The sequence below is a fragment of the Oceanicola sp. 502str15 genome, from assembly GCF_024105635.1.
GTDB lineage: Bacteria > Pseudomonadota > Alphaproteobacteria > Rhodobacterales > Rhodobacteraceae > Vannielia.
This window is the reverse complement of sequence record NZ_WYDQ01000002.1, coordinates 169,793-195,228: the sequence shown is the minus strand read 5'-3', so window position 1 is coordinate 195,228 and position 25,436 is coordinate 169,793. Positions and strand designations below refer to the sequence as shown.

Below are 25,436 nucleotides of genomic sequence, written 5' to 3'. Positions count from 1 at the left end.
GGAGCGGCACGGGCCGGGAGGACTTCGATGGCAAAGCGCGACTATTCGATGCTGGGAGAGGATGGCCGCCGCGCCGTCGAGACCGGGCTGGCCGCGGCAGAGTGGTATCACACCGAGGTGCCGCGCAAGGAGATGAAGGCGCTGATGCAGCGTTCCGATCAGCCGGCGATCCGCGACACGATCCTCCTGTTCGGCTGCATGGCGCTCTTTGCCGGGCTCGGCATCGCGCTCTGGCCCTCGCTCTGGTCGGCGCCGTTCTGGCTGGCCTATGGCACGCTCTACGGCTCGGCGATGGACAGCCGCTGGCACGAGTGCGGCCACGGCACGGCCTTCAAGACCCGGCACTACAACGACTGGGTCTACCAGGTCGCCAGCTTCTGCATGATCCGCAACCCGGTGACCTGGCGCTGGAGCCATGCCCGCCATCACACCGACACGGTGATCGTTGGCCGCGACCCGGAGATCGCCATCATGCGGCCGCCGGTCTTTGCCAAGCTCATCGCCAACTTCTTCGGCATCTTCGACGCCTTCGACGGGTTGAAGCGCATGGTGATTAACGCCAGCGGCAGGCTCCTGCCCGACGAGGCCACCTGGATCCCCGAGAGCGAGCAGCCCAAGGCGATCCGGACCGCGCGGATCTGGGTGGCGATCTATGCGGCGACGATCCTGCTGGCCCTGGCCATGGGCTCGATCCTGCCGCTGATGGTGGTCGGCCTGCCCCGGCTCTACGGTGCCTGGCACCACGTGATGACGGGCCTTCTGCAACACGGCGGGCTGGCCGACAACGTGATCGACCACCGGCTGAACAGCCGCACCGTCTACATGAACCCGATCAGCCGCTTCATCTACTGGAACATGAACTACCACGTGGAGCATCACATGTTTCCGATGGTGCCCTACCACCGGCTGCCCGAGCTGCACGAGGCGATCAAGCACGACCTCCCCGCCCCCAACCGCTCCATCGCCGAGGGGTTTGCCGAGATGTGGCCGGCGCTGAAACGGCAGCTCGCCAACGAGGAATATTTCATCGAACGGGCCCTGCCCGCCACCGCACGGCCCTATCGTGGCGAGTTTCACGCCGCTGCGGCCGAATGATCTGAACACGCGAAGAGGGAGGAGAGCCCATGGCCTGGGTTGACGCATGCGCCAAGGACGACATCGAGGAAGAGGACCTGATCCGCTTCGACCACGGGGGCAAGAGCTTTGTCATCTACCGCAGCCCCGAGAGCGAGTATTTCTGCACCGACGGGCTCTGCACCCATGAGCATGTGCATCTCGAGGACGGGCTGGTGCAGGAATACGAGATCGAGTGCCCCAAGCATAACGCCACCTTCGATTACCGCACCGGCGAGGCCCTGCGCGCGCCGGCCTGTGTCGACCTCAACACCTACAAGGTGAAACTCGAGGGCGACCGGGTGATGATCGAGCTATGAGCGGGCTCTACCACAACCGTCCGACCGTGGCCGGGTTGCGCGCGCTGAAGGGCAAGCGGCAGCTCACCATGCTCTACGTCGACAGCCTGGAGGAGGCCGAGGCGGCGGCGGAGGCGGGGATCGACGTGCTGTCGATCATCGCCCCGGTCTGGACGCCCGAGATGCGGGCGGCGGCGGGCGACTGCTTCGTGCAGGTGGGGCTGCTCTATGGCGAGCTGGTGACGGCGGAGGATTACCAGCGCGCGGCCCATGCGGCGATGCAGGTGGGGGGCGATTGCGTCTATTGCGCGTCGAACCTCGGCACGGTGGAGCTGCTGGCCTCCGATGGCATCCCCGTGGTGGGCCATGTCGGGCTGATCCCATCGAAAGCCACATGGACCGGCGGGTTCAGGGCGGTGGGCAAGACCGCCGAGGGCGCGCTGAAGGTGATGGAGGATGTGCGGCGGCTGGAAGAGGCCGGCGCCTTCGGTGCGGAGCTGGAGGTGGTGCCCGACAGGGTGGCCGAGGAGATCGCCGCGCGCACCGGGCTGATGCTCTTCGGCATGGGGGCGGGCAAGCACGCCGACGCGCAGTATCTCTTTGCCGAGGATGTGCTGGGCTACACCCGGGGCCACCGACCGCGCCACGCCAAGCAATACCGCGACTTCCGGGCCGAATACGCCCGGTTGCAGGCCGAGCGCGTGGCCGCCTTCCGCGAATTTCGCGCCGATGTGGAGAGTGGGGCCTATCCCGGGCCGGAGCACGGCGTGGCGATCTCCGACGAGGAGCTGGCGGCGTTCAGGGCGGGGCTGGGCTGACCGGCCGATGAGTGGTTGACGGTTGACGTTTTTACGTCAATCCTGAGCGGGCAACGTCAGGAGCCCGCATGGCCAACAGACCCACCACCAAGGATGTGGCCCGTGAGGCGGGTGTCAGCGTGACCACCGTGGACCGGGCGCTGAACGGGCGGATGAAGGTGCGCGAGGAGACCCTGCGCAAGATCGCCGAGGCGGCGCATCGGGTGGGCTATCACGGACGCGGGCTGATCGAGCACCGGCTGGGCCAGACGGTGCCGCGCAAGCGGCTGGGCGTGGTGCTGGTGAAGCGGGGGCAGGAGTTTTACCAGAACTTCGCCCGCGAGCTGGAACTGGCCATGGCCGCCCGCACCGACATTCGCGGCGAGGTGGTGATCCGCTTCACCGCCTCGCAGTCGCCCGACGATTTTGCCAGGGAGATGCTCGCGCTCGGCGAGGATGTGGACGCGCTGGCCTGCGTGGCGGTGAACCACCAGAAGCTTGACGCGGTGGTGCAGACGCTGAAGGAGCGCGGCGTGCCGGTGTTCTCGCTGCTGAACGACATGGCGCAGGGCATCCGCAAGACCTACCTGGGGCTGAACAACATGAAAATCGGGCGACTGGCGGCCTCGATGCTGACCCGCACCAGCCGAGGCCCGGGCAAGCTGGCGGTCTTCGTCGGCGGCAACCGCTGGCACGGGCACGACCTGCGCGAGGTGGGGTTTCGGTCCTACATCCGCGACGAGGCGCCGGAGTTCTCGGTGCTGGACACGCTGGTCAACCTGGAGACAAGGCAGGTGACCTACGAGGCCACGCTCGACCTGCTGCGGCGCCATGCCGACCTCGCCGGGATCTACGTGGCGGGCGGCGGCATGGAGGGTGCGATTGCCGCGCTGCGCGAGGTGCGCCCGCCCGGAAAGGTCGGGCTGGTCGTCAACGAACTCACCGCCGATACCCGCGCCGCGCTGGTGGACGGCTATCTGAACATGGTGATCTCCACCCCGCTGTCGGATCTGTGCCGCGACCTGGTGTCCTTCGTCGCCGACAGCCGTGAACTTGCGGTGGATGGGGTTGCCGGGCAGCACTTTCTCGATCCGCGCATCTACCTCCCGGAAATGGTGTAAATGGCGTAAATACGTCATTTTACCCAGCGGAAAGACGTCAGGAATGACGTGAAACGCAGCGGGTCAAATTGACCGACTCAGGCCGCGTGGACAATGTCCGGCCCAGATCGACGGCGGGGAGGCCGTCGGGTGGGAGGACATCATGAAACGCGCGTTGAACCAGATGACGGTGCCGCACCTCGACTTCGCGGCCTTTCTCGATCTCGCGGCGGAGCTGGGCTGCGTCGGCGTGGAGGCGCGCAACGACATGGCGGCGCTGGGGCGTCCGCTGTTCGACGGGCTGTCGCCCGAGGCGGCCGGAGAGATGATCCGCGCGCGCGGCCTGCGGCTGGTGGGCCTCAGCCAGGTCTACCCGTTCAACAGCTGGGATGACGCCCGCCGCGCCGAGGTGGCCGCGCTGATCGCCACCGCCAAGGCTGCGGGCGCCGAGACCATCAGCCTGATCCCGCGCAACGACGGCACCGGCGGCGCCAATGGCGAGCGGCAGGCCAACCTGCGGATCGCGCTCAAGGCGATTGCCCCGATGCTGGAAGAGGCCGGCATGGTGGCGCTGGTCGAGCCGCTGGGCTTTGGCCGCTCGTCGCTGCGCTTCAAGGACGAGCTGATCGACACGCTGAAGGACCTGGGCGTGACCGCCCACTTCAGGATCGTGCACGACACCTTTCACCACACCCTCGCGGGCGGTGGCGCGCTCTACCCGGAGCATACCGGCATCGTCCATATCTCGGCGGTCACCGACCCCAGGCTGGCGGTGGAGCAGATGGAAGACGAACATCGCGTGCTGGTGGGCGCGGACGACCGGCTGGGCAATGTCGAGCAGATCGCCGCGCTGATGGCGGCGGGCTACGACGGCCCGGTCTCCTACGAGTGCTTCTCGCCCGACACGCAGCAAATGACCGACCCGAAGGACCAGCTCGCGCGGTCCTTCGCCTTCATCGAATCCCGGATTGCGGCGCCCGTCGCCTGATCCGCGAACCGGCCCCGGTGCGGGGCTTCCGGCATAAAATCGGTGCGCCGGACACCGCTTATGGGAGGAAAACCATGAAGAAGACCCTTATCGCCGCCACGGCCTTTGCCTCGCTGATGGGCACCTCGGCCATGTCCGAAACCATCGGCGTGTCGATGGCGCTGTTCGACGACAACTTCCTGACCGTGCTCCGCAACGGCATGATCGAGCAGGCCGGCAGCATGGAGGGCGTCGAGATCCAGGTGGAAGACGCCCAGAACGACGTGGCCAAGCAGCTCGACCAGATCAACAACTTCGTCGCCTCCGGCGTCGATGCGATCATCGTCAACCCGGTGGACACCTCGGCCACCGAAGCCATGACCGCCGCCGCCGAGGCCGCCGGTGTGCCGCTGGTCTACGTGAACCGCCAGCCGATCAACGTGGACACCCTGCCCGACAACCAGGCCTTCGTGGCCTCCAACGAGGTGGAATCCGGCACGCTCGAGACCATCCAGGTCTGCGACCAGCTGAAATCCGAGGGCAAGGACAGCGCCCGCATCTACATCATGATGGGCGAGCTCTCCAACCAGGCCGCCGTGCAGCGGACCGCCGACATCCACGACGTGATCGCCGCCGGCAAATGCGCCGTGGAGATCGAGATCATCGACGAGCAGACCGCCAACTGGTCGCGCGACGAGGCCCAGGACCTGATGACCAACTGGCTCTCGGCCGGTGAGCCCTTCGACGCGCTCATCGCCAACAACGACGAGATGGCGCTTGGCGCGATCCAGGCCATGAAGGCCGCGGGCATCGCCATGGACGCGGTCGTGGTGGGCGGCATTGACGCCACCCAGGATGCGCTGGCTGCCATGGCTGCGGGCGACCTCGACGTGACGGTGTTTCAGGATGCCGCCGGCCAGGGCGCAGGCGCGCTCGACGCGGCGCTGAAGCTCTCCAAGGGCGAGGACGTGGACCAGAAGGTGTATATCCCCTTCCAGCTCGTCACGCCCGACAACATGGCCGACTACACCTCGAAGAACTGAGGCAGGCAAACGCGGGAGGGCGGCCATGGCGGCGGCCCTCCCCAGGCCCATGAGGCAGCGGAGGGGAGATCATGGCAGACGCATCGCATGGCATCGGGGGTCTGAAATACGACCACAAGAAGCGGCATTGGCCCAACGAGATGAATGTGCTCATCGCGCTAATCATCATCGTCGCGGTGTTCGAGCTGCTGGGCGCCCTGCTGATGGGCCAGAGCTTCCTGTTCGACAGCGCCGACCGCTTCGACAGCATCTTCAACGAGGCGCGGCTGCGCATCATCATCCTGCAGGTCGCCATCATCGGCATCATCGCCATCGGCTCGACCCAGGTGATCATCTCCGGCGGGATCGATCTCAGCCCCGGCTCGGTGGTGGGCCTCACGGCGATGATCGCCATGAGCTTCGCCCAGGTCGAGCTGGTCAACGGCAACCCCAACCCCAAGGCCATGTTCGGGCCGGCGTGGATGGACCTTCCGGCCATCGTGCCGGTGATGGTGGGCCTCGCCGTGGGCGTGTTCGCGGGCCTCTGCAACGGGCTGCTCATCGCCTATACCCGCATTCCGCCCTTCATCGCCACGCTGGGCATGATGGTCGCCGCCCGGGGCGCCGCCAAGTGGTGGAGCAAGGGCCAGCCGATCAGCTTTCCGACAGAGGGCTACGCCAATATCGGCACGGGCATGATGCCGGTCTTCATCTTCATCGCGCTGGCGATCCTGTTTCACCTGATCCTGCGCTACACCGTGTATGGCAAGCACACCTATGCGATCGGCTCCAACGAGGATGCGGCGCGGATGTCGGGCATCAAGGTCGCCCGGCACAAGGTGCTGGTCTATACCATCGCCGCCGCCCTGGCCGCCCTGGCCGCCGTGGTGCTCAGTTCCAAGAACCTCACCGCACAGGCGGGCATGGGGGTGATGTATGAGCTCGACGCCATCGCCATGACCGTCATCGGGGGCGTCTCCCTCGCCGGCGGGCGCGGCTCGATCATCGGCACCGTCCTCGGTGCGCTGATCTTCGGCGTCATCATCTCCGGCTTCACCTTCCTCAGGCTCGACGCCTACTATCAGGAGATGGTGAAAGGCGTGATCATCGTGGCCGCGGTCGTGCTCGACCAGTGGCGCCAGCAACGCGCCGCGTCGCGGTCATAGGGGGAAAGACAATGTCCGACATCATTCTGGAGACCCGCGACCTCACCAAGCATTACGGCGGCGTCCATGCGCTGGAGGGGGCCAACTTCATCCTCCGCCGGGGCGAGCACGTGGCGATCATGGGCGACAACGGGGCCGGCAAGAGCACCTTCGTCCGCCAGATCACCGGCGTCGAGCAGCGCACCCGGGGGACCGTGGTGTTCGACGGGCAGGAGGTGCATTTCGAAAACCCGATGGACGCCCGGAACGCGGGCATCGAGACGGTGTTCCAGACCCTGGCGCTCGCCGATCAGCTCGACGTGCCCGACAACCTCTTTCTCGGCCGCGAGGTCTTCAAGCTGAAGCTCGGGCCCTTCTCGATCCTCGATTACAAGGCGATGCGCGAGCGCACGCTGGAGGCGTTGCAGAAGACCGGGGTGAAGATCCCCAACATTCGCGGCACCATCGAACGGATGTCGGGCGGGCAGCGGCAATGCGTGGCGATCGCCCGCACCGCGACCTTCCGCTCCAAGCTCACCATCATGGACGAGCCCACCGCCGCGCTCGGCGTGCAGGAGACGGCGCAGGTGGAGAACATCGTCCGTACGCTGAAGGAACAGGGCGAGCCGCTCATTCTCATCAGCCACAACATGCGGCAGGTGATGGACCTCTGCGACCGGATCGTGGTGTTCCGCCGCGGTCGGATCTGTGCCGACCTCGACATCACCGGCAAGGACGTGACCGGCGAGGACGTGGTGGCCTATATCACCGGCGCCAAGACCCAGCCGCAGTTTGAAGACGCCGCCTGAGCGGCGGCCCGACCCTATCGCGCAACACCCCGGCCGCGCCGGACCATGGAGACCACAATGACAGTTCGCTTTGCAATTCTCGGCGCCGGGCGCATCGGGCAGGTTCATGCCCGCGCCGTCACCTCCAACCCGGACGCCCGCCTCGTCGCCATGGCCGAGCCCTTTGCCGAGGCGGCGGAGAAGATGCGCGCGCGCTACGGCTGCGAGATCCGGGAGATCGACGAGATTGCCGGGTCCGATGACGTGGATGCCGTGGTGATCTGCACCCCGACCGACACCCATGCCGACCTGATCGAGCAGTTCGCCAAGGCGGGCAAGGCGGTGTTCTGCGAAAAGCCGGTGGATCTTTCGGTGCCGCGCGTCCGCGAGGCGCTGGCCACCGTGGAGGCCGAAGGCGGCACGCTGATGGTGGGCTTCAACCGCCGGTTCGACCCGGATTTTGCCGCACTGAAGGCCGCCATCGACGCGGGCCGGATCGGCGAGGTGGAGATGATCTCGATCACCTCCCGCGACCCGGGCGCCCCGCCTGCGAGCTACATCAAGGTCTCGGGCGGCATCTTCCGCGACATGACCATCCACGATTTCGACGTCGCCCGCTGGCTGCTGGGCGAGGAGGTCGAGACAGTGCAGGCCTCCGCCTCGGTGCTGACCGACCCCGAGATCGGCAAGCTGGGCGACTTTGACAGCGTCAACGTCATCCTCACCACCGCCAGCGGCAAGCAGTGCACCATCTCCAACAGCCGCCGCGCGACCTATGGCTATGACCAGCGGATCGAGGTGCTGGGCTCCAAGGGCATGGTTCAGGCGCGCAACACGGCAGAGGCCAATATCGTGGTGGCCGGGGCCGAGGGCTTTGCCGAGCCGCCGCTGCTGAACTTCTTCATGACCCGCTACACCGAGGCCTATGCCGCCGAGATCGCCGCCTTCATCGCCGCCGTCTCTGAAGGCGCCCCCACGCCCACCACCGGGCTCGACGGGCTGCGCGCGCTGGAGCTGGCCGAGGCCGCCCTGCAATCGGCGCGCAGCGGGCAGGCGGTGCGCCTCGGCGCCTCTGCCGCAGCCGCCTGAGAGGGGCCGGGATGACCGACATGCCGCAAGAGCCCCTGGGCGTCGCCCTGATCGGCACCGGCTTCATGGGCAAGTGCCACGCAATGGCCTGGCGCAACGTGGCCACCGCCTTCGGTGGCCCGCCGCCCCGGCTGGAGCTGCTGATCGACACGCCCGAGGAGAAGGCCGCCGAGATGGCGGCGCAATTCGGCTTTGCCCGGGGCACGAGCGATTGGGAGGCCGCGGTGGCCGATCCGGCGGTGGACGTGGTGTCGATCACCACCCCCAACGCCTTCCACCGCCCGATGGCGGAGGCGGCGCTCAAGGCGGGCAAGCATGTGTGGCTGGAAAAGCCGATGTCGCTCACCCTTAAGGACGCCGAGGAGATGGCCGCGCTGGCCGCCGCCTGCCCCGGTCAGGTCACGCTGATGGGCTACAACTACACCCGCTCGCCCGCGTTTCAGGCGGCGGTCAAACTGGTGGCCGAGGGCGCCATCGGCACGCCCTGGGCGTTTCGCGGGGTCTATGACGAGGATTTCTGCGCCAACCCCGAGCTGCCCTGGAGCTGGCGGATGACCCATGAGGGCGGCGGGCTCGGCGTTCTGGGCGACATGGGCTGCCACCTGGTCAGCCAGATCCTGCCGCTGATGGGCGAGATCACCGAAGTCACCGCCCTGATCGACACCGTGGTCCGCGAGCGCCCCTCGCCCGACGGTCCGAAGGCGGTGGAGAACGAGGACAACGCGCTCGCACTCCTGCGCTTCGCCAGTGGGGCGCAGGGCTCCTTCGCCACCAGCCGCGCCGCCTGGGGCCGCAAGTGCCGCTTGCAATGGGAGGTCCACGGCTCGCAAGGAAGCCTGGTGTTCGACCAGGAGCACATGAACGAGCTCTGGGTGTTCCGGAAGGGTGAGGCCGGGTTCACCCGCCACCTCTCGGGGCCGGACCAGCCCGATTTCGGCGCTTTCTGCCCGGCGCCCGGCCACAACTTCGGCTTCAACGAGATGAAGGTGGTGGAGGCCCGCGAGTTCTGCCGGGCCATCGCGGGCGGGGCGCCCTGTGGCCCCGACTTTGCCGAAGGGCTGAAGATCGAGCGCATCATTCACGCCATGGCGGCCTCGCTGGGCCGTCCCGTTGCCGTCTAGGAAGCCCCCATGGCAAAGACTCTCGACGTCATCACCATCGGCCGGGCCGGGGTGGACCTTTACGGCGCCCAGATCGGCGGGCGGCTGGAGGACATGGGCTCGTTCGACAAGTACATCGGCGGGTCTCCGACGAACATCGCCTGCGGCACCGCGCGGCTGGGGCTGAAGTCGGCGCTGCTTTCGCGCGTCGGAGATGAGCACATGGGGCGGTTCATCCTGGAGCAGCTGAAGCGCGAGGGGGTGGAGACGAAGGGCGTGGTGACCGACCCCGACCGGCTGACCGCGCTGGTGATCCTCGGGATCCGCGACCAGGAGCAGTTTCCGCTGATCTTCTACCGCGAGAACTGCGCCGACATGGGGCTTTGCGAGGAGGACGTGGACGAGGATTTCATCGCCTCGGCGCGGGCGGTGGTGCCGACCGGGACGCACCTCAGCCACCCACGAACCCGCGCTGCGGTGCTGAAGGCGCTGGATCTGGCCCGCAAGCACGGCGGCAAGACCGCGCTCGACATCGACTACCGGCCGAACCTCTGGGGCGTGCTCGGGCACGGCGAGGGGGAGAGCCGGTTTGCCGAGAGCGCCGAGGTGACGGCGAGCCTGCAGGCCACGCTGCATCTGTTCGACCTGATCGTGGGCACCGAGGAGGAGTTCCACATCGCCGGCGGCTCGACCGATACCATCGAGGCGCTGCGGGCGGTGCGTGCGGTCAGCGCCGCGACGCTGGTCTGCAAGCGCGGGCCGATGGGGGCCGTGGCCTTCGAGGGCGAGATCCCGGGCAGCCTCGATGACGGGCAGACCGGGCCGGGCTTTCCGATCGAGGTGTTCAACGTGCTGGGCGCGGGCGACGGGTTCATGAGCGGGCTCTTGAAGGGCTGGCTCGATGGCGCGCCCTGGCCCACGGCCCTGAAATACGCCAACGCCTGCGGCGCCTTCGCGGTCAGCCGCCACGGCTGCACCCCGGCCTATCCGAGCTGGGAAGAGCTGCAGTTCTTCTTCGACCGGGGCATCACCCGGCCGGACCTGCGCAATGACGTGGAGCTTGAACAGGTCCACTGGGCGACCAACCGGCATCGCGTGACCGGGGGCGACTGGTCGAGCGTGCGCACCTTCGCCTTCGACCACCGGGCGCAGCTGGAAGAGATGGAGGGCTACAGCCTGAAGAAGGGTGGCGCGTTCAAGGAGCTCTGCCTCGACGCGGCGCTGAAGGTGCAGGGCGGCCAGCCCGGCTACGGCATCCTCTGCGACAACCGCATCGGCCGGGCGGCGCTGCATCGCGCCTCGGGCTCGGGCCTCTGGATCGGCCGGCCGACCGAGCTGCCCGGCTCGCGGCCGATCGCGTTCGAGCCCGAGCTGGGCGAGGACCTCGGGCGCCTGCGCGAGTGGGCGCGGGAGAACGTGGTGAAGCTGCTGGTGTTCTGCCACCCGGACGACGACGACAAGACCCGGAAGATGCAGCAGGCGAGGGTGAAGCGGCTGTTCACGGCAGCGCGGCGCAACGGGCTGGAGTTCCTGCTCGAGATCATCCCCTCGAAGGTCGGGCCGGTGGACGACAGCACCAGCGCAAAGCTGATCCAGCAGTTCTACGATATCGGCGTCTATCCCGACTGGTGGAAGCTGGAGCCGTTCAGGACCGGGGCGGCCTGGGAGAACGCGGTGCAGGCCATCGAGCGGAACGACCCGCGTACCCGGGGCATCGTGGTGCTCGGGCTCGACGCGCCCGAGGCCGAGTTGGCCGAGAGCTTCGCGCTGGCCGCCCGGCAGCCGCTGGTGAAAGGCTTCGCGGTGGGTCGGACGATCTTCGGCGATGCCGCACGGGCCTGGCTGAAGGGCGAGATGACCGACGCCGAGGCCGTCGCGCAGATGGCCGAGCGTTACACGCGGCTCTGCCGCATCTGGGACGAAGCGCGCGCAGGCGCGAGGGAGGACGCAGCATGAAGACGGTCCGGCTGACCGCCGCGCAGGCCATGGTGAAGTGGCTCTCGGTGCAGAACACCGAAGAGAGCGAGCGCTTCATCGAGGGCATCTGGGCGATCTTCGGGCATGGCAACGTGGCGGGCCTCGGCGAGGCGCTGCACCGCTACCGCGACGCGGTCCCGACCTGGCGGGGCCAGAACGAGCAGACCATGGCCCACGCGGCCATCGCCTATGCCAAGACGATGAAGCGCCGGCGCGCCATGGCCGTCACCACCTCCATCGGCCCGGGCGCGACCAACCTGGTGACCGCCGCCGCGCTGGCGCATGTGAACCGGCTGCCGCTGCTGATGATCTGCGGCGACGTCTTCGCGGGTCGCCGGCCCGACCCGGTGCTGCAGCAGGTCGAGGACTTCGACGACGGCACGATCTCGGCCAACGACTGCTTCAAGCCGGTGGTGCGTTACTTCGACCGGATCACCCGGCCAGAGCACCTGCTCACCTGCCTGCCGCGGGCGCTGGCTGTGATGACCGACCCGGCCAACTGCGGGCCGGTGTGCCTGGCCTTCTGCCAGGACGTGCAGGCGGAGGCTTATGATTACCCCGAAGCGTTCTTCGAGCCCAATGTCTGGCGAATCCGCCGGCCCGAGCCCGACCCGCGCGAGCTGGCCGACGTGGCGGCGGCGCTGAAGGCGGCGAAGCGGCCGGTCATCGTGGCCGGGGGCGGGGCGATCTACTCCGGAGCGGAGGGGACGCTGGTGGATTTCGCAAAGCGCCACGGCATCCCGCTCTGCGAGACCCAGGCGGGGAAGGGCGCGGTGGACTGGGAGGAGGCGCTGAACCTCGGCTCGCCCGGCGTGACCGGCGGCGACGCGGCCAACCGCGCGCTCGCGGAGGCCGACCTGGTGCTCGGCGTGGGCACCCGGTTCCAGGACTTCACCACCGGCAGCTGGACGGTCTTCGCAAATCCGGGCCGCAAGCTGGTGTCGATCAACGTCGCGCCCTACGACGCGACCAAGCACGGGGCGGTCTCGCTGGTGGCCGATGCCAAGGTGGCGCTGGAGAGGCTCTCGGCCGCGCTCGGCGATGCCAGCTGGGAGGCGCGCGACGGCGAGGCCCGCAGCGCCTGGTACGCGGCGACCGATGCGGTGATGGCGGCGCCCAACGCGGAAGGGCTGCCGACCGACGCCCAGGTGATCGGCGCGGTGCAGCGCCAGGCCGGGCCGCAGACCGTGGCGATGTGCGCCGCCGGCACCATGCCGGGCGCGCTGCACACGCTGTGGCGGCCGGCGCAGGGCGGCTACCACATGGAATACGGCTACAGCTGCATGGGCTACGAGGTGGCGGGCGCCATGGGCATCAAGCTGGCGCGCCCGGAGGCCGACGTGATCTGCTTCGTCGGCGACGGCAGCTACATGATGGCCAACTCCGAGCTGGCGACCGCGGTGATGCGCAAGGTGCCGTTCACCGTGGTGCTGACCGACAACCGCGGCTACGGCTGCATCAACCGGCTGCAGATGGGCTGCGGCGGGGCGGAGTTCAACAACCTCTACAGCTCGGCCCGGGTCGAGACCCAGCCGGAGATCGACTTCGTCGCCCATGCCGGGTCGATGGGGGCGCATGCGGTGAAGGCCGAGGGCATCGCCGACCTCGAGGCCAAGATCGCCGAAGCGCGGGCCCGCGACATCCCCTCCGTCATCGTCATCGACACCGACCCCTACCCGGGCACCGGCGTCGGAGGCGCCTGGTGGGACGTGGCCGTCCCGGAGGTCTCGGAACGCCACGAAGTGACCGAGGCCCGCAAGGGCTACGAGGCGAAACGCGCGCTCCAGAGCGCCAACTGAAGGACGACAGATCCATGAGCGTCAAGATCGGCATCTCCCTGATCGCCTGGCAGAACGACGACCTGCCCGAGCTGACCGCGGCCTACACCACCGAAGGGGCGATGGAGGACGCGGGGAGGATCGGCTACGCCGGCGTCGAGCGCGGCCGCCGGATGCCCGCAGACACCGAGGGCCTGCGCGCCTATCTCGACCGCTACGGCGTGGCGCTGTGCGGTGGCTGGTACTCCGGCAGCCTGCTGGTCAACGGCGTCGAGGACGAGAAGGCGCTGATCGCCGGGCAGGTGGAGCAGTTCGCCGCGCTCGGCGCGCCCTGCGTGGTCTACGGCGAGTGCTCCAACACGGTGCAGGGGGCGGCCGATGTACCGGTCTCGCGCCGCCCGAAACTCGGGCGCGACGAGATCACGGCCTTTGCCAAAAGGCTCACAGAGCTGGCCAAGTGGTCGATGGACCAGGGGGTCCCGATCTCGTTCCACCACCACATGGGCTCGGTCATCGAGGACGCAGAAGACATCGACTGGCTGATGGAGGGCAGTGGCCCGGAGCTGACCCTGCTCTACGACACCGGCCATCTGCACTTCGCCGCGGCCGACGTGATGGGCGTGCTCGACAAGTGGGCGCACCGGGTCCACCACGTGCATTACAAGGACGTGCGCCAGCCGGTGCTGGACCGGATCAGGTCCGCGGACGGGAGCTTCCTCGATGCGGTCGCTGCCGGCGCCTTCACGGTGCCGGGCGATCCCGAGGGCTGCATCGACTTCCAGGCCGTGACCGACAAGCTGAAGGCGATGGACTACGCCGGCTGGATCGTCGTGGAGGCCGAGCAGGACCCGGCCATGGCGCCGCCCTACGACTACGCGAAGATGGGCTACGAGCACATCGTGGAGATCTGCGGGCGGTCCGGGCTGGAGATTTCCGGCCGCGGTTGACCCGCCGGACCGGGCAGCACAGGGAGGACGTGCCATGTTCAATCTACAGGACCCGTTCTTCCGCCCGCTCTGGCTGCGGCTGTTGATCGTCGCGATCTGCTTGGTCTGGGCCGGTTTCGAATACGCAACCGGCTCGCCCGGCTGGGCGGTGCTGTTCGGCGGTCTCGGCGGCTGGGCGATCTGGCAGTTCTTCGTGGTCTGGACCGATCCGCGCCGCGAGGACGAGAACACGACCACGAAAGAGGACGACCATGGCTGACCTTCTCAAGCGCCCCTTCGGCACCCACGGCAAGGTGCACGAGATCACCCCGCAATCGGCCGGCTGGCGCTACGTGGGGTTCTCGCTCTACCGGCTGCGGGCCGGGGAGAGCGCGGCGGAGGCGACGGGCAGCAACGAGGTGATCCTCGTGATGGTCGAGGGCAAGGCCACGTTCGAGAGCGCCGGCAAGGACTGGGGCGAGTTGGGCGACCGGATGGACGTGTTCGAGAAGAGCCCGCCGCATTGCCTCTACCTGCCGAACGGCACCGACTGGCGGGCCGAGGCAACGACCGATTGCGTAATCGCGGTCTGCTCGGCGCCGGGCATGGGCGGGCACGCGGCGCGGCGGATCGGGCCGGACGGGATCACCCTCACCCAGCGCGGCAAGGGCAACAACACCCGGCACATCAACAACATCGCGATGGAGAACGAGGACTACTGCGACAGCCTTCTGGTGACCGAGGTGTTCACGCCCGATGGCAACTGGTCGTCCTATCCGAGCCACCGGCATGACGAGGACGATTATCCGCGCATCACCTATCTCGAGGAGACTTATTACCACCGGCTGAACCCCAAGGACGGCTTCGGCATCCAGCGGGTCTACACCGACGACCTGCGGCTCAACGAGACCATGGCGGTGCATGACGGCGACGTCGTCTGCGTGCCGCGCGGCCACCACCCCTGCGGCGCTCCCTACGGCTTCGAGATGTATTACCTCAATGTCATGGCCGGTCCGCTCAGGAAATGGCGCTTCGTCCCCGCCGCGCCGGTCGCCTGGATCATGAAACGGGACGTCTGAAGACCGACTCTGTTCAAGCAAGTGGCAAGTGGCCGGTTACAATGTCCCGCATTGAGCCTTTGGTGAATGCAGCGTAGGCCTCGGTGAATGTGGCTGCGGGCTCCGGTGGTGCGCGCGACCGTCTTGGCGGCGAACCGACGGAGGGGCACGCGGCGGCCGGCTTCAGGTTGAAGCCTCTCGTCCATGACCGGCTGCGCGGGTCGGGTAGCAACCTGTCGGTTCACCGTGTCTGGCCCCCTAAAAAGGGAAAGCAGGCCTTGGGTCCTGCCGGATCCGGAGGATCCGGGAAAGAGGTCCGGCTGGGGGTTTCAGAAGCACCGCGCAGCCCGTCACGGCACAGCTCTCCTCACGCGTTCTCCGATCCGCGCGCGGTTCCCGCGCGCTCCCTCAGACATCGGAGTCCCCCAATGGCCAACTTAACCAAGCCAAAATTCGACGCCGCCGCGTCGATCACCGACGAACTCATCAGCATCATCGAGCGGGGCGTGCTGCCCTGGCGCCAACCCTGGACCGTGGGCGGCAGCGCTCTCCCGCTGCGCCAGACCGGCGAACCCTACCAGGGCTTGAACAACTTCCTCCTGACGATGCGGACGATGATGGCGGGCTATGGCTCGCCCTACTGGATGACGCTGAAGCAGGCCAACGACCTGGATGCACGGGTGATCAAGGGCTCGAAGTCAGCGGTCGTCGTCTACTACGGCACCGCCGAGCGCAGTCCTGCGGAGAGCACATCCGACACTGATGCTGAAGACGAGGACCCCAAGTCCATCCCCTTCCCGAAGTCCTATCGCGTCTTCAACGCCGATCAGATCGAGGGTCTGCCAGACCGCTTCCATCCCGACCCGGACCCGGTGCCCGAGCATCCCGCGGCCGATCCCATCCCGCACATGCAGGACTTCTTCGAGGCGATCGCCATCCCCACGGTCTTTACCGGCACCGAGGCCTACTATCTGCCGCCCGCTGACAAGATCTTCATGCCGACGATCACGCGGTTCGAGGATCCCCGCGATTTCTACGGCGTCTGGGCGCATGAACTGGCCCATGCGACCAAGGCGCCGCATCGCCTGAACCGCGATTACGGGTTCTCCCGCTTCGGTAACACCGCCTATGCCCGCGAAGAGATCGTCGCCGAGCTCACCTCGTGCTTCCTCGGCCAGAAGCTCGGGTTCACGGCGCATACGCTCGAGATGAATGCCGCCTATCTCCACAACTGGCTCCGCGTGCTGCGCGCCGACAAGCGCGCGATCTTCAAGCATGCGGCGGACGCGCAACGGGCCTGCGATTACCTGGTCGCAGCGTCAGCCGCGGGGCAGGGGGACCAGGCCGCGTGAGGTCGGGGGAGGGGGCCGTCCTCTTGGGGCGCGGTGTGGCGGGCTGTCGTGAAAGAGAAAGCGGGCCATGGGTCGGGTGGTTTCACCCCTCCCGAAAGGACCCAGCCATGAGCCATCCCGACCCCTCAGACCATTCCCCGCCGGAGGCGGCCGCGATCGCCGCGCAGAACGATGCCTTCCGCAGGTTTGCCTGCCTCGGGCATGCCTTGGACCGACCGATGCCGGGGCGCCTCCACGTGACGCGGTCCGTCTTCGAAGCCGGCCCTTCCGTCCTGGCCGAGGCCGTGAAGGCGACCGGCGCCTTCGACCGCTTCGAGCCCGAGAACGATCCCGAGGGCTGGCACGATTTCGGGGCCGTCACGATCCAGGGCGAGACGGTGTTCTGGAAGATCGATCTCTACGAGACCGCCTCGGACTTCCGCTACGGCGCCGAGACCCCCGACAACCCCGAGACCACCACGCGTGTCCTGACCATCATGATGGCGCGCGACTGGTAGGGCAGGGGACCCCTGCCGAGCAGAGAAAGGCCCGCGCACCCCTCAAAAGGGAAAGCGGGCCTTTCGTCATGTGATCCCCGGATCCGGGGATCGGTCCGGCGGCGCGACCGCCGGAGCCTGACCTTAACTGAACAGGACAGACCATGACTCAATGTCTCAAACCCGTCTCCGTCGCCATCGGCGATCTCGTGGCCCATCCGGCCAATGTGCGCGCCCGGTCGCCGGAGAGCTACGCCTCCGAGAACATCGCGCATCTCAAGGCCAGCATCGCCGTCCTCGGCCTGCTGCAGCCGCTCCTGGTGCAGAAGCTCTCGGCCGGGTTCGGCGTGCTCGCCGGCGGCCGACGCCACGCGGCCCTCGTTGAGCTGGTCGCCGACAAGACCGAGAAAGGCTTCACCAGGAGCACCAAGGTCGACTGCCGCCTCGTGCCCGACGACTGCGACGTGACCACCGCGCTCTCGCTCGCCGAGAACATCACCCAGGAGCCGATGGGGGCGATCGACGAGTTCGAGGCTTTCGCCCGGATGATGGAGGTCGACGGGCAGACCCCCGAGACGATCGCGAGGACCTTCGGCACGACTGTGGCGGCGGTGAAGGGCCGTCTGCGCTACGGGCTCATCCACCCGGAGATCCGTGACGCGGCGCGCGCGAAATCCATCACCCTCGATGTGATGAAGGCCTTTGCCGATCACCCGAGCCAGGCGGTCCAGAAAGAGGTCTTCGAGGCGCTCACCCAAGACGACAGTTACTTGCAGGCCTACACGGTGCGCCAGGCGCTGAAGTCCCGCGGCGTGCAGGTCAGCGACGACATCGGCGCCTTCGTGCGCGCGGAGTACGAGGCGCGGGGCGGTGCGATCGCGGCCGACCTCCTCGAGGAGCATTCGGTCCTCGAAGACGCGGGGCTCGTCGAGACGATTCTGCTCGAGAAGCTGACGGGGGCCGCCGAGGAGGAACGCGCGCGTCAGGGTTTTTCTTGGGGCGAGGCGGTCATCCGCTACGACTACGCGGCGATGGCCGACTACGGCCGGGTCTATCCCGGTCCGATCGAGCCTGACGCGAAGGGCCGCAAGCGCCTCGAGACGATCACCGCCGAGCTCGAGCAGCTCGAGCGCGAGATGGAGGACGAGGGCCTCTACGCGCGGGTCGACGCCCTGGAGGCCGAGGCGCGCGATCTGCAGGAGGCCTACAGCGCCGAGGATCTTGCCCGTTCCGGCGTGATCGCCTCCTGGTCGAACGGGCAGGTGACGCTGCATGTCGGCCTCGTGCGCCCCGAGGACCGGGCGGACGGTGCCGGCAAGATAGATGGCGCGTCTGGCGACACGGGCGACAAGGACAGCGACGAGATCGTCTACCCGGCCTCCCTGACCGAGGACCTGAAGACAGAGCGGGCCATGGCGCTCGGGGCCGCGATGGCGCTCCATCCCGAGGCCACGCTCGACCTGACCCTCTTCAAGCTCGTCACCGACGTTCTGCGCCAGGGCATGAGCGTCACCCAGGCGATCAAGGTCGATGCCCGGACGGAGTATCGTACCCACGCGAAGATGGACGAGATCTGTGGCACCTCGCGCGCGCAGATGGCCGAGGTGCAGGACGCTCTCGATCTCTCCTGGGCGGACGAGGCGCGGTCGCCCGCCGACCGGTTCGCGGCCTTCCGGGCGCTCGACGCCGGCGCGAAGGCAAGGCTCGTGGCCTATGCGACGGCGGCGACGACCCAGTCCTGCTTCGCCCGGGATCCTCAGCGTGACAGCCTGATGCATGCCTTCGAAAGCGAGGTGATGCCCGACCTCCGCGCGCACTGGACGCCGAACGCGGCGCTCTTCAGCCGCTTCAAGAAGGCCTGGCTCCTTAAGATCCTCGGAGAGGAGCTCGGGCTCGCGCAGGAGGCCGTGACGCTTGCCTCCTCGACCAAGAAGGAGGTTGTCGCCTTCTGTGACAGGCTCTTCGCCGAGCCCTTCGCCACGCTCACCGAAGCGCAGCGGGCAGCGGTCGCGGCCTGGTGCCCGCCGATGATGCAGACGGCAGGTGTCGAACCGGTCGAGGCGGCCCAGGTCGAGACCCCGCACGATGCCACCGAAGCGGCGGACGCCGCCTGACCCTCCGGGCGGCCCGCGCGTCGACCGCGGCGCGGGCCGCCCCCTTTCCTCCCAGTCACAGGTGACTCCCATGGCCCTTCTCAGCTTTCCCGCGGCAGGCGTCGCAGCCCAGATCGCGCATGCCCGCAGCTGCTCGACCTTCCTGCCCAACTGGCACGGACCGGTCGGCGAACCCGCCCTGATCCTCGTCGTCGGCACCGGCGTTCATCTGCGCTCGAACGGCCTCGATGGCACCACGACGCGGATCGTCACGACGGACCATGCCGATCCGGCATTCGTCTTCGCCGAGGGCCTCAACCCGTTCCGGGACCCGGACTGGATGGCGGCCCGGCGGGCGGCCTTCCGCGACCTGACCGGGCAAACTTACACCGACATTCTCGACGACGTGCAGATGCTGATCGACCGCGGGCACGACACCCTCCGGCTCGCGACGGATGGGCATCGCATCCGCGCCTTCGCGCGCCGGGCGGCCGACTACCTGATCGGCGGGGCTTACGATGTGCCCTCCGGTCTCGGCGGGACGTTCCGCGTCATCCTCAGGGACGTCACCGAGACCTGCGCGATCGTCCAGAACCTTGGCAATTGCGAGGATTTCGACGAGATGCCGACCTACCGGGTGCCGCTCGACGCGCTGACCGAGATCGATAGCCGGAGGGCGGCGTGATGGGCTGGCTCTTCTACACCGACCGTTGCGTGACATGCACCACGGACGAGAGGGCCGAGATCGCCCGGCTCTGCACCTTCGAGACCGAGACCCGCAGGACCGTGCTGCTCAAGGCCAGCAAGGTCGGCTCGACCTGGTATGCGGCGGTGAATGTCTCGACCCTCGACGGCACACCGATCGACGATGCGAGCTATGTGACCGACCCGGATGGATCGATCACCTTCGGGGTCGTGGTCCTCACGCGCTACGACGAAGGCAGCTGGGGCTACAAGGACATGGAGGAAAGCGCCGGACCGGTGGAGTCGCGCGCGCCGCTCAGTCTTCTGAACCTCCTGTCGGAGCTGAAGGATCCCGAGAGCTACGCCCATGCCTGGCGCCAGCGCTGCCGGGACTGGGCGGCGATCCCGGACTACGAGGAGGGCGACAGGATCAGGCTCGTAGCACCCGTCACGCTGAGCGAAGGCAGTACCTGCCAAGTCGTCACGGCCACCCATTACCGGCGCCGAGGCCAAAAGCGCCGGTGCTATCGCATCGAGGAGACCGGTGGGCTGGTGCGTATCTCCAAGGCAACGCTCGCCGGGTCCGCGTTGCTCGGCTCCGCGAAGGAGGCGGCGAGCCCCGTGCTGGCTGAATTCTTCAATTGGCAACGGTCTTGATGGCGTATCTCATCTGAGATACATACTGGTCTGTAGAAGGAGACCTGACCATGCCCGCCCAGACATCCATGCTCCATGTCCGTGTCGATGACCAGTTGAAAGCCCAGGCCTCCGACGCGCTCGCCGGCGTCGGTCTCACCTTGTCGGATGCCGTGCGAATTCTCTTGACGCGCGTGGCCGCCGAAGGCGGATTGCCGGCGGGGCTGACAGCGGACCCCGAAGCCTACGACGCCTGGTTTCGTGCCAAGGTGCAGGAAGCTCTCGAGGATCCGCGCCCGGCCAAGCCTCATACGCAAGTCATGCAGGAAGCACAGGCACTGATCGACGGAAAGCGCCGTGCCGGGTCTTGAATGGACGGCCACGTCCATTGCCGACCTGCTGGCCATCATCGACTATATTTCAGACGACAACCCGGACGCCGCACAAGCCCTGAAGGACGAAATCGAGGACAAGGCCGCTCGCCTTCCGGAGCATCCTCGAATGTACCGCGCGGGCCGCGTCGACAGCACCCGCGAGATGGTCGTGCGCCCGAACTACATCGTGGTCTATACCGAGACGCCGGACACCGTGACGATCCTTCGAGTGTTGCACGCGGCGCAGCAATGGCCTTGAGCGAGCTGGTGTAACCCCTCTGCGCTCAGCCCCCTCTTTGCGCTCCAAAAGCGGAAAGGGGGCTTTCTGTCCTGTCAGACCCGCACTCTGACTCGAAGGACAGACGACATGGCCACGCCCAAGCCCCATCCCAACCTTCCGTCCCGCCAGCGCCTGCAGTACGCGCTTTCCCAGATCGGCCGCGAGATCGAAGACCGGCCGCTCAGGACCTCCTCGCTGGCCCGGATCATGCGCGAGACCTTCGGCGGCAGCGACGCCGCGGGCGCGTGGTCCTGGCGGATGGCCTACGACATGATGCAGGCCGCTGCCGCGCTGCGCGTTGCGGGCGCGGGGGCCGAAGACGCGGCTTCGCTGACGCGTATGCTGGCCGCGCGGCTTCTGAGCGAAACGCGCCGCTCCGAGCAGCAGATCCGGCTGCAGCAATTCTCGACGCCGCTGCCCTATGCGGCGCTGGTTGCGCGCGCGGCGGCGATCAGGTCGGGCGATACCGTCCTTGAGCCCTCGGCCGGCACCGGAGCGCTCGCCACTTTCGCCGCGCGGGCGGGCGCCAGGTTGATGCTCAACGAGATCGACCCCTTTCGCAGGGCGCTTCTCGGGGCCTTGTTCCAGGTTGAGGTCACCGGCTTCGACGCCGAGCACATCGACGACCTCCTGGCGACCCCCGACCGGCCGAGCGTTGTCCTGATGAACCCGCCCTTCGCCTCCTCGGTTGACCGGTCGCGGGACAGGCACATCGCGGCCAAGCATCTCATCTCGGCGGCGAAGCGGCTCGCGCCCGGTGGGCGTCTGGTCGCGATCCTGCCCTTGGGGTTCTCACCCGAGCGGGACGCGGCGCACTGGGCGCGGGTCATCGCGATCGCCAAACCGCGTCTCGCCCTCTCGGTCCCGGGCCATGTCTACGCCAGGCTCGGTACCAGCGTGGACACCCAGCTCCTGGTCTTCGACAAGGTCGAGGAGGAGGTCGAGTTGCGTCGCGCGGCCATCGATCACCTGGACGGGGCCGCGAATTACATCGACAAGGTTGCCGCATCCCGCCCTCCGGCTGCAGTGGCCCGACCCAGGCTGCCTCTCCGGCCCGGACCGCAGCGGCTAACTGGTGCCAACGCCCGCAGATCGCGGATCGTGAGTGCGCCATCCGCGAGATCCAGCTCCCATGCCACGATCCCGCTGACGTTCACGACCCTCGCGACCCCGCGCGAGAATGCGCCCGTCTCCGACATCTATGCGCGCTATCGCCCGCAGCGGATCAAGATCGCGGGCGCGCGGGAGCACCCGACGCCGCTTGTCGAGAGCATCGCCATGGCCTCGGTGGCCCCGCCGATGCCGTCGACCGGTGGCGCCCGCGAGTTGCGGCTGCCGGCCCGCCTGGTCGAAGAGGGCCATCTCTCCGAGGCGCAGCTCGAGACCATCCTCATGGCGCATGACGCCCATGCCCGCGACCTGCCAGGCCGGTTCACCATCGACTCCGACCACACCCGTCTGACGCGGGCCGACGATGATCCGGAGGCCCGCGCCTACCGGCTCGGCTATTTCCTCGGCGACGGCACCGGCTGCGGCAAGGGCCGGGAATGCGCCGGGCTCATCCTGGTGAACTGGCTCGCGGGACGCCGCAAGGCCATCTGGATCTCGAAATCCGCGACGCTCATCGAGGATGCGCTGCGCGACTGGACCGATCTTGGCGGCTCGCCCGCCGACATCCAGCCGCTCTCCAGATGGAAGCCCGATCAGCCGATCCCGATGGGCGACGGCATCCTCTTCGTGACCTATGCGACGCTGCGTTCGGCAGGCAAATGCGGAACGACCCGCCTGGGCCAGATCCTCGATTGGATGGGGGACGAGTTCGACGGCGTGCTGGCCTTCGACGAGGCGCATGCGATGCAGAACGCCGCCGGGTCTGACCAGGGCAGGGGGGTCAAACCCTCGCAGCAGGGTCTTGCGGGACTGCGGCTGCAACTTGCCGCGCCCCGCGCCCGGGTCTTCTACATTTCGGCCACGGGCGCGACGAGCGTCTCGAACCTCGCCTATGCCGCACGCCTCGGGCTCTGGGGTCCGGGGCCGGAATACCCCTTCCCGAGCCGCGAGAGTTTCGTCGCGGCGATGGAGGCTGGCGGGGTGGCGGCGATGGAGGTGGTGGCCCGCGACCTGAAAACGCTCGGCTTCTACACCGCCCGCGCGCTCAGCTTCGATGGCGTGGAATACGACTTGCTCGAACATGCGCTGACCCCGGCGCAGGTCGAGATCTACGATGCCTATGCCGGCGCCTTCCGGACGATCCACCACAATCTCGAGGCCGCGCTGACCGCGACCGGCGTCAACGATGCCTCCGGCCAGACCAACGCCTCCGCCGCCAAGGCCTCGGCGAAGTCGCGCTTCGAGAGCACCAAGCAGCGCTTCTTCAACCACCTCCTGATGGGGATGAAAGCCCCGACCGTCATCCGCGCCATCGCGCAGGATATCGCGCAGGGCTACGCCTGCGTCGTCCAGGTGGTCTCCACCGGCGAGAGCCTTCTGAAGCGGCGGCTCGAGGCGATGGACCCGGAAGACGCGCTGGTCGAGGGGGCGTTGACGCCGCGGGACTACGTGCTCTCCTACCTCGAGCAGGCCTTCCCGATCCACGCCCAGAAGCTCGTCGAGATCGAGGGCACGATCGTGGCCGAGCCGCTCCGGGATGCGGAGGGCGAACTGGTCGTCTCGCGGGAGGCGCTGGCCCTGCGCGATGCGGCGATGCTCGAGCTGATGTCCCTGGCGCCGATCCCCGCGGCGCTCGACCAGATCCTCTGGGCTTTCGGCGACGAGGCCGTGGCCGAGGTCACCGGGCGCTCCATCCGCCCCCTGAAATCCCGGGAGGGCGCGCTCTTCATCGAGACGCGCAGCGCCAGCAGCAATTCCTCGGAAACCCGCGCCTTCATGGAGGGCGAGAAGGACATTCTCATCTTCTCCGACGCCGGCGGGACCGGGCGGTCCTATCATGCCGCCGAGACCGCGAGGAACCAGAAACGGCGCCGGCACTACCTCCTCGAGCCCGGCTGGCGCGCCGATGCGGCGATCCAGGGGCTCGGCCGCACCCATCGCTCGGCCCAGGTCTCGGCGCCCTTCTTCCGGGTCTGCACCTCGGACGTGCACGGCGAGAAACGCTTCACCTCGACGATCGCCCGGAGGCTCGACCAGCTGGGCGCGCTCACCAAGGGCCAGCGCGAGACCGGCGCGCAGGGGATGTTCCGGCCCGAGGACAATCTCGAAAGCCCGATTGCGCGCTCCGCGCTCCGGGGCTACTACGCCGACCTGGCCGCCGGGCGTGCCCGTGCGATGAGCTACGCGCAGTTCTCGGACTGGACCGCGCTGAGATTGACCGACCAGGACGGCGTGCTGCTCGAGGATCTGCCGCCGATCCAGCGGTTCCTGAACCGGGTTCTGGCGCTGCCGATCCACATGCAGAACGCGCTCTTTGCCGAATTCATGGCCCGAATTGCCGATCAGACCGAACGGGCGCGCGCCGCCGGCACGCTCGATCTCGGGGTGGAGACCCTGCGTGGCGAGCGGATCGAGCAGGTCTCGACGGAGGATCTCTGGACCTGCCCGCGCTCCGGGGCGGTGACCCGCATCGTCGGGCTCGAAGTGACGGACCCTGTCCACGTGCTCTCGGCGGAGGAGGCGCTGGACCGCAACCCGGACAAGCTGGCGATGATTAATCGCGCCTCCGGGCGTGCGGGGCTGATCTCGTCGCGGCCGATGCAGATCTACGACGAGGAGATCGTCACCCTCATGCGCAAGGTGACCCGGCCGACCGGGTCGAGTTACGTGGAGGAGGAGAGGTTCGAGCGCTCGGCGTGGGAGCAGATCGAACCGGAGGAGTTCCTGCGGCTCTGGGGCGAAGAGGCCGACTGCCTGCCCAAGGTGAGCACGACGAAGCTCTACCTGCTGACCGGGCTGCTGCTGCCGATCTGGAAGGACATCCCCTCGGGCAACGAGCGGATCTACCGGGTCACGCCCGAAGGCCAACCGAGCATGATCGGCCGGACCGTCAGCGAGGACGGCGCCGCGGCCCTGCGCGCCCGGTTCATGGTGGGCACGCCGACAACCCCGCAGGAGATGCTCACCGCCGCCCTGGGCACCAGCGCACCGGTCGATCTGGGCCGCGGACTGTCGCTCGTGCGCCGTCGCGTGGCCGGCGCCGTGCGGCTGGAGATCGACGGCGCGGACAAGGGCGAAATCGAAGGGCTGAAAGCAGTGGGGTGTTTCACCGAGATCATCGCCTACCAGCTCCGGGTCTTCGTGCCGCATGGGGACGGTGTCGATCCCGCCGCGATCCTGGAACGGATTGTCGGCGCTCGTGGCGAGGCAACTAAAGCGGCCTGAGCCGCACGCCCAAAGGGAAACCTGGAGCGCGCGCCTCGCTAATATCG

The 25,436-nt window shown here is 67.9% G+C and carries 23 protein-coding genes; all 23 read left to right on the top strand.

What is annotated here, in order from left to right:
* Positions 1–27 precede the first annotated feature (27 nt).
* Positions 28–1,095 (top strand): fatty acid desaturase family protein, encoded by a 1,068-nt coding sequence (locus tag GTH22_RS21970; protein ID WP_252947856.1) that lies wholly within the window; start codon positions 28–30, stop codon positions 1,093–1,095.
* 29 nt (positions 1,096–1,124) lie between these two features.
* Entirely contained in the window at positions 1,125–1,433 is a 309-nt protein-coding gene (locus tag GTH22_RS21965; RefSeq protein WP_252947855.1) for a MocE family 2Fe-2S type ferredoxin, read from the top strand.
* Positions 1,430–2,230 (top strand): 3-methyl-2-oxobutanoate hydroxymethyltransferase, encoded by an 801-nt coding sequence (locus GTH22_RS21960; RefSeq protein WP_252947854.1) that lies wholly within the window; start codon positions 1,430–1,432, stop codon positions 2,228–2,230. The genes GTH22_RS21965 and GTH22_RS21960 overlap by 4 nt, the downstream gene beginning before the upstream one ends.
* 68 nt (positions 2,231–2,298) lie before the next feature.
* Positions 2,299–3,330, top strand: coding sequence for a LacI family DNA-binding transcriptional regulator (locus tag GTH22_RS21955; protein WP_252947853.1), 1,032 nt, complete (start codon positions 2,299–2,301; stop codon positions 3,328–3,330).
* A 142-nt stretch (positions 3,331–3,472) separates the two neighbouring features.
* Positions 3,473–4,297, top strand: coding sequence for a TIM barrel protein (locus GTH22_RS21950; RefSeq protein WP_252947852.1), 825 nt, complete (start codon positions 3,473–3,475; stop codon positions 4,295–4,297).
* Positions 4,298–4,371: 74 nt separating this feature from the next.
* Positions 4,372–5,319, top strand: coding sequence for a sugar ABC transporter substrate-binding protein (locus tag GTH22_RS21945; protein WP_252947851.1), 948 nt, complete (start codon positions 4,372–4,374; stop codon positions 5,317–5,319).
* 71 nt (positions 5,320–5,390) lie between these two features.
* Positions 5,391–6,464, top strand: coding sequence for an ABC transporter permease (locus tag GTH22_RS21940; RefSeq protein WP_252947850.1), 1,074 nt, complete (start codon positions 5,391–5,393; stop codon positions 6,462–6,464).
* A gap of 11 nt (positions 6,465–6,475) precedes the next feature.
* The gene (locus GTH22_RS21935; protein ID WP_252947849.1) at positions 6,476–7,252 is read left to right on the top strand and encodes an ATP-binding cassette domain-containing protein; all 777 of its coding nucleotides are present in this window, start codon (positions 6,476–6,478) and stop codon (positions 7,250–7,252) included.
* Positions 7,253–7,309: 57 nt separating this feature from the next.
* Positions 7,310–8,320 carry an inositol 2-dehydrogenase gene (gene iolG, locus GTH22_RS21930; protein WP_252947848.1) on the top strand — a complete coding sequence of 337 codons (1,011 nt, stop codon included), beginning with the start codon at positions 7,310–7,312 and terminating at the stop codon, positions 8,318–8,320.
* Between the two features lie 20 nt (positions 8,321–8,340).
* Positions 8,341–9,441, top strand: a complete 1,101-nt coding sequence (locus GTH22_RS21925) for a Gfo/Idh/MocA family protein (protein ID WP_371928394.1) — start codon at positions 8,341–8,343, stop codon at positions 9,439–9,441.
* Positions 9,442–9,450: 9 nt separating this feature from the next.
* Positions 9,451–11,376, top strand: a complete 1,926-nt coding sequence (iolC, locus tag GTH22_RS21920) for a 5-dehydro-2-deoxygluconokinase (RefSeq protein WP_252947846.1) — start codon at positions 9,451–9,453, stop codon at positions 11,374–11,376.
* Entirely contained in the window at positions 11,373–13,196 is a 1,824-nt protein-coding gene (iolD, locus tag GTH22_RS21915; RefSeq protein ID WP_252947845.1) for a 3D-(3,5/4)-trihydroxycyclohexane-1,2-dione acylhydrolase (decyclizing), read from the top strand. Before iolC ends, iolD begins: the two co-directional genes overlap by 4 nt.
* 14 nt (positions 13,197–13,210) lie before the next feature.
* Positions 13,211–14,122: a myo-inosose-2 dehydratase gene (iolE, locus tag GTH22_RS21910; RefSeq protein ID WP_252947844.1), complete on the top strand. Its 912-nt coding sequence runs from the start codon at positions 13,211–13,213 to the stop codon at positions 14,120–14,122.
* Between the two features lie 34 nt (positions 14,123–14,156).
* On the top strand, positions 14,157–14,381 hold the full coding sequence (locus GTH22_RS21905) for a hypothetical protein (protein WP_252947843.1): 225 nt from the start codon (positions 14,157–14,159) through the stop codon (positions 14,379–14,381).
* Positions 14,374–15,180, top strand: coding sequence for a 5-deoxy-glucuronate isomerase (gene iolB, locus GTH22_RS21900; RefSeq protein ID WP_252947842.1), 807 nt, complete (start codon positions 14,374–14,376; stop codon positions 15,178–15,180). Before GTH22_RS21905 ends, iolB begins: the two co-directional genes overlap by 8 nt.
* Positions 15,181–15,587: 407 nt before the next feature.
* Positions 15,588–16,511 (top strand): ArdC family protein, encoded by a 924-nt coding sequence (locus GTH22_RS21895; RefSeq protein ID WP_252947841.1) that lies wholly within the window; start codon positions 15,588–15,590, stop codon positions 16,509–16,511.
* A gap of 107 nt (positions 16,512–16,618) precedes the next feature.
* Positions 16,619–17,008, top strand: coding sequence for a DUF3768 domain-containing protein (locus tag GTH22_RS21890; RefSeq protein WP_252947840.1), 390 nt, complete (start codon positions 16,619–16,621; stop codon positions 17,006–17,008).
* Positions 17,009–17,151: 143 nt separating this feature from the next.
* Positions 17,152–19,101 (top strand): ParB/RepB/Spo0J family partition protein, encoded by a 1,950-nt coding sequence (locus GTH22_RS21885; RefSeq protein WP_252947839.1) that lies wholly within the window; start codon positions 17,152–17,154, stop codon positions 19,099–19,101.
* A gap of 70 nt (positions 19,102–19,171) precedes the next feature.
* A complete protein-coding gene (locus tag GTH22_RS21880; protein WP_252947838.1) occupies positions 19,172–19,765 on the top strand; it encodes a regulator in 594 nt (197 codons plus the stop codon).
* A complete protein-coding gene (locus GTH22_RS21875) occupies positions 19,765–20,421 on the top strand; it encodes a hypothetical protein (protein ID WP_252947837.1) in 657 nt (218 codons plus the stop codon). Before GTH22_RS21880 ends, GTH22_RS21875 begins: the two co-directional genes overlap by 1 nt.
* A 50-nt stretch (positions 20,422–20,471) precedes the next feature.
* Entirely contained in the window at positions 20,472–20,771 is a 300-nt protein-coding gene (locus tag GTH22_RS21870; RefSeq protein ID WP_252947836.1) for a type II toxin-antitoxin system RelB/DinJ family antitoxin, read from the top strand.
* The gene (locus tag GTH22_RS21865; RefSeq protein ID WP_252947835.1) at positions 20,758–21,033 is read left to right on the top strand and encodes a type II toxin-antitoxin system mRNA interferase toxin, RelE/StbE family; all 276 of its coding nucleotides are present in this window, start codon (positions 20,758–20,760) and stop codon (positions 21,031–21,033) included. The genes GTH22_RS21870 and GTH22_RS21865 overlap by 14 nt, the downstream gene beginning before the upstream one ends.
* A gap of 108 nt (positions 21,034–21,141) precedes the next feature.
* The gene (locus GTH22_RS21860; RefSeq protein WP_252947834.1) at positions 21,142–25,389 is read left to right on the top strand and encodes a bifunctional class I SAM-dependent methyltransferase/DEAD/DEAH box helicase; all 4,248 of its coding nucleotides are present in this window, start codon (positions 21,142–21,144) and stop codon (positions 25,387–25,389) included.
* Positions 25,390–25,436: the final 47 nt, after the last annotated feature.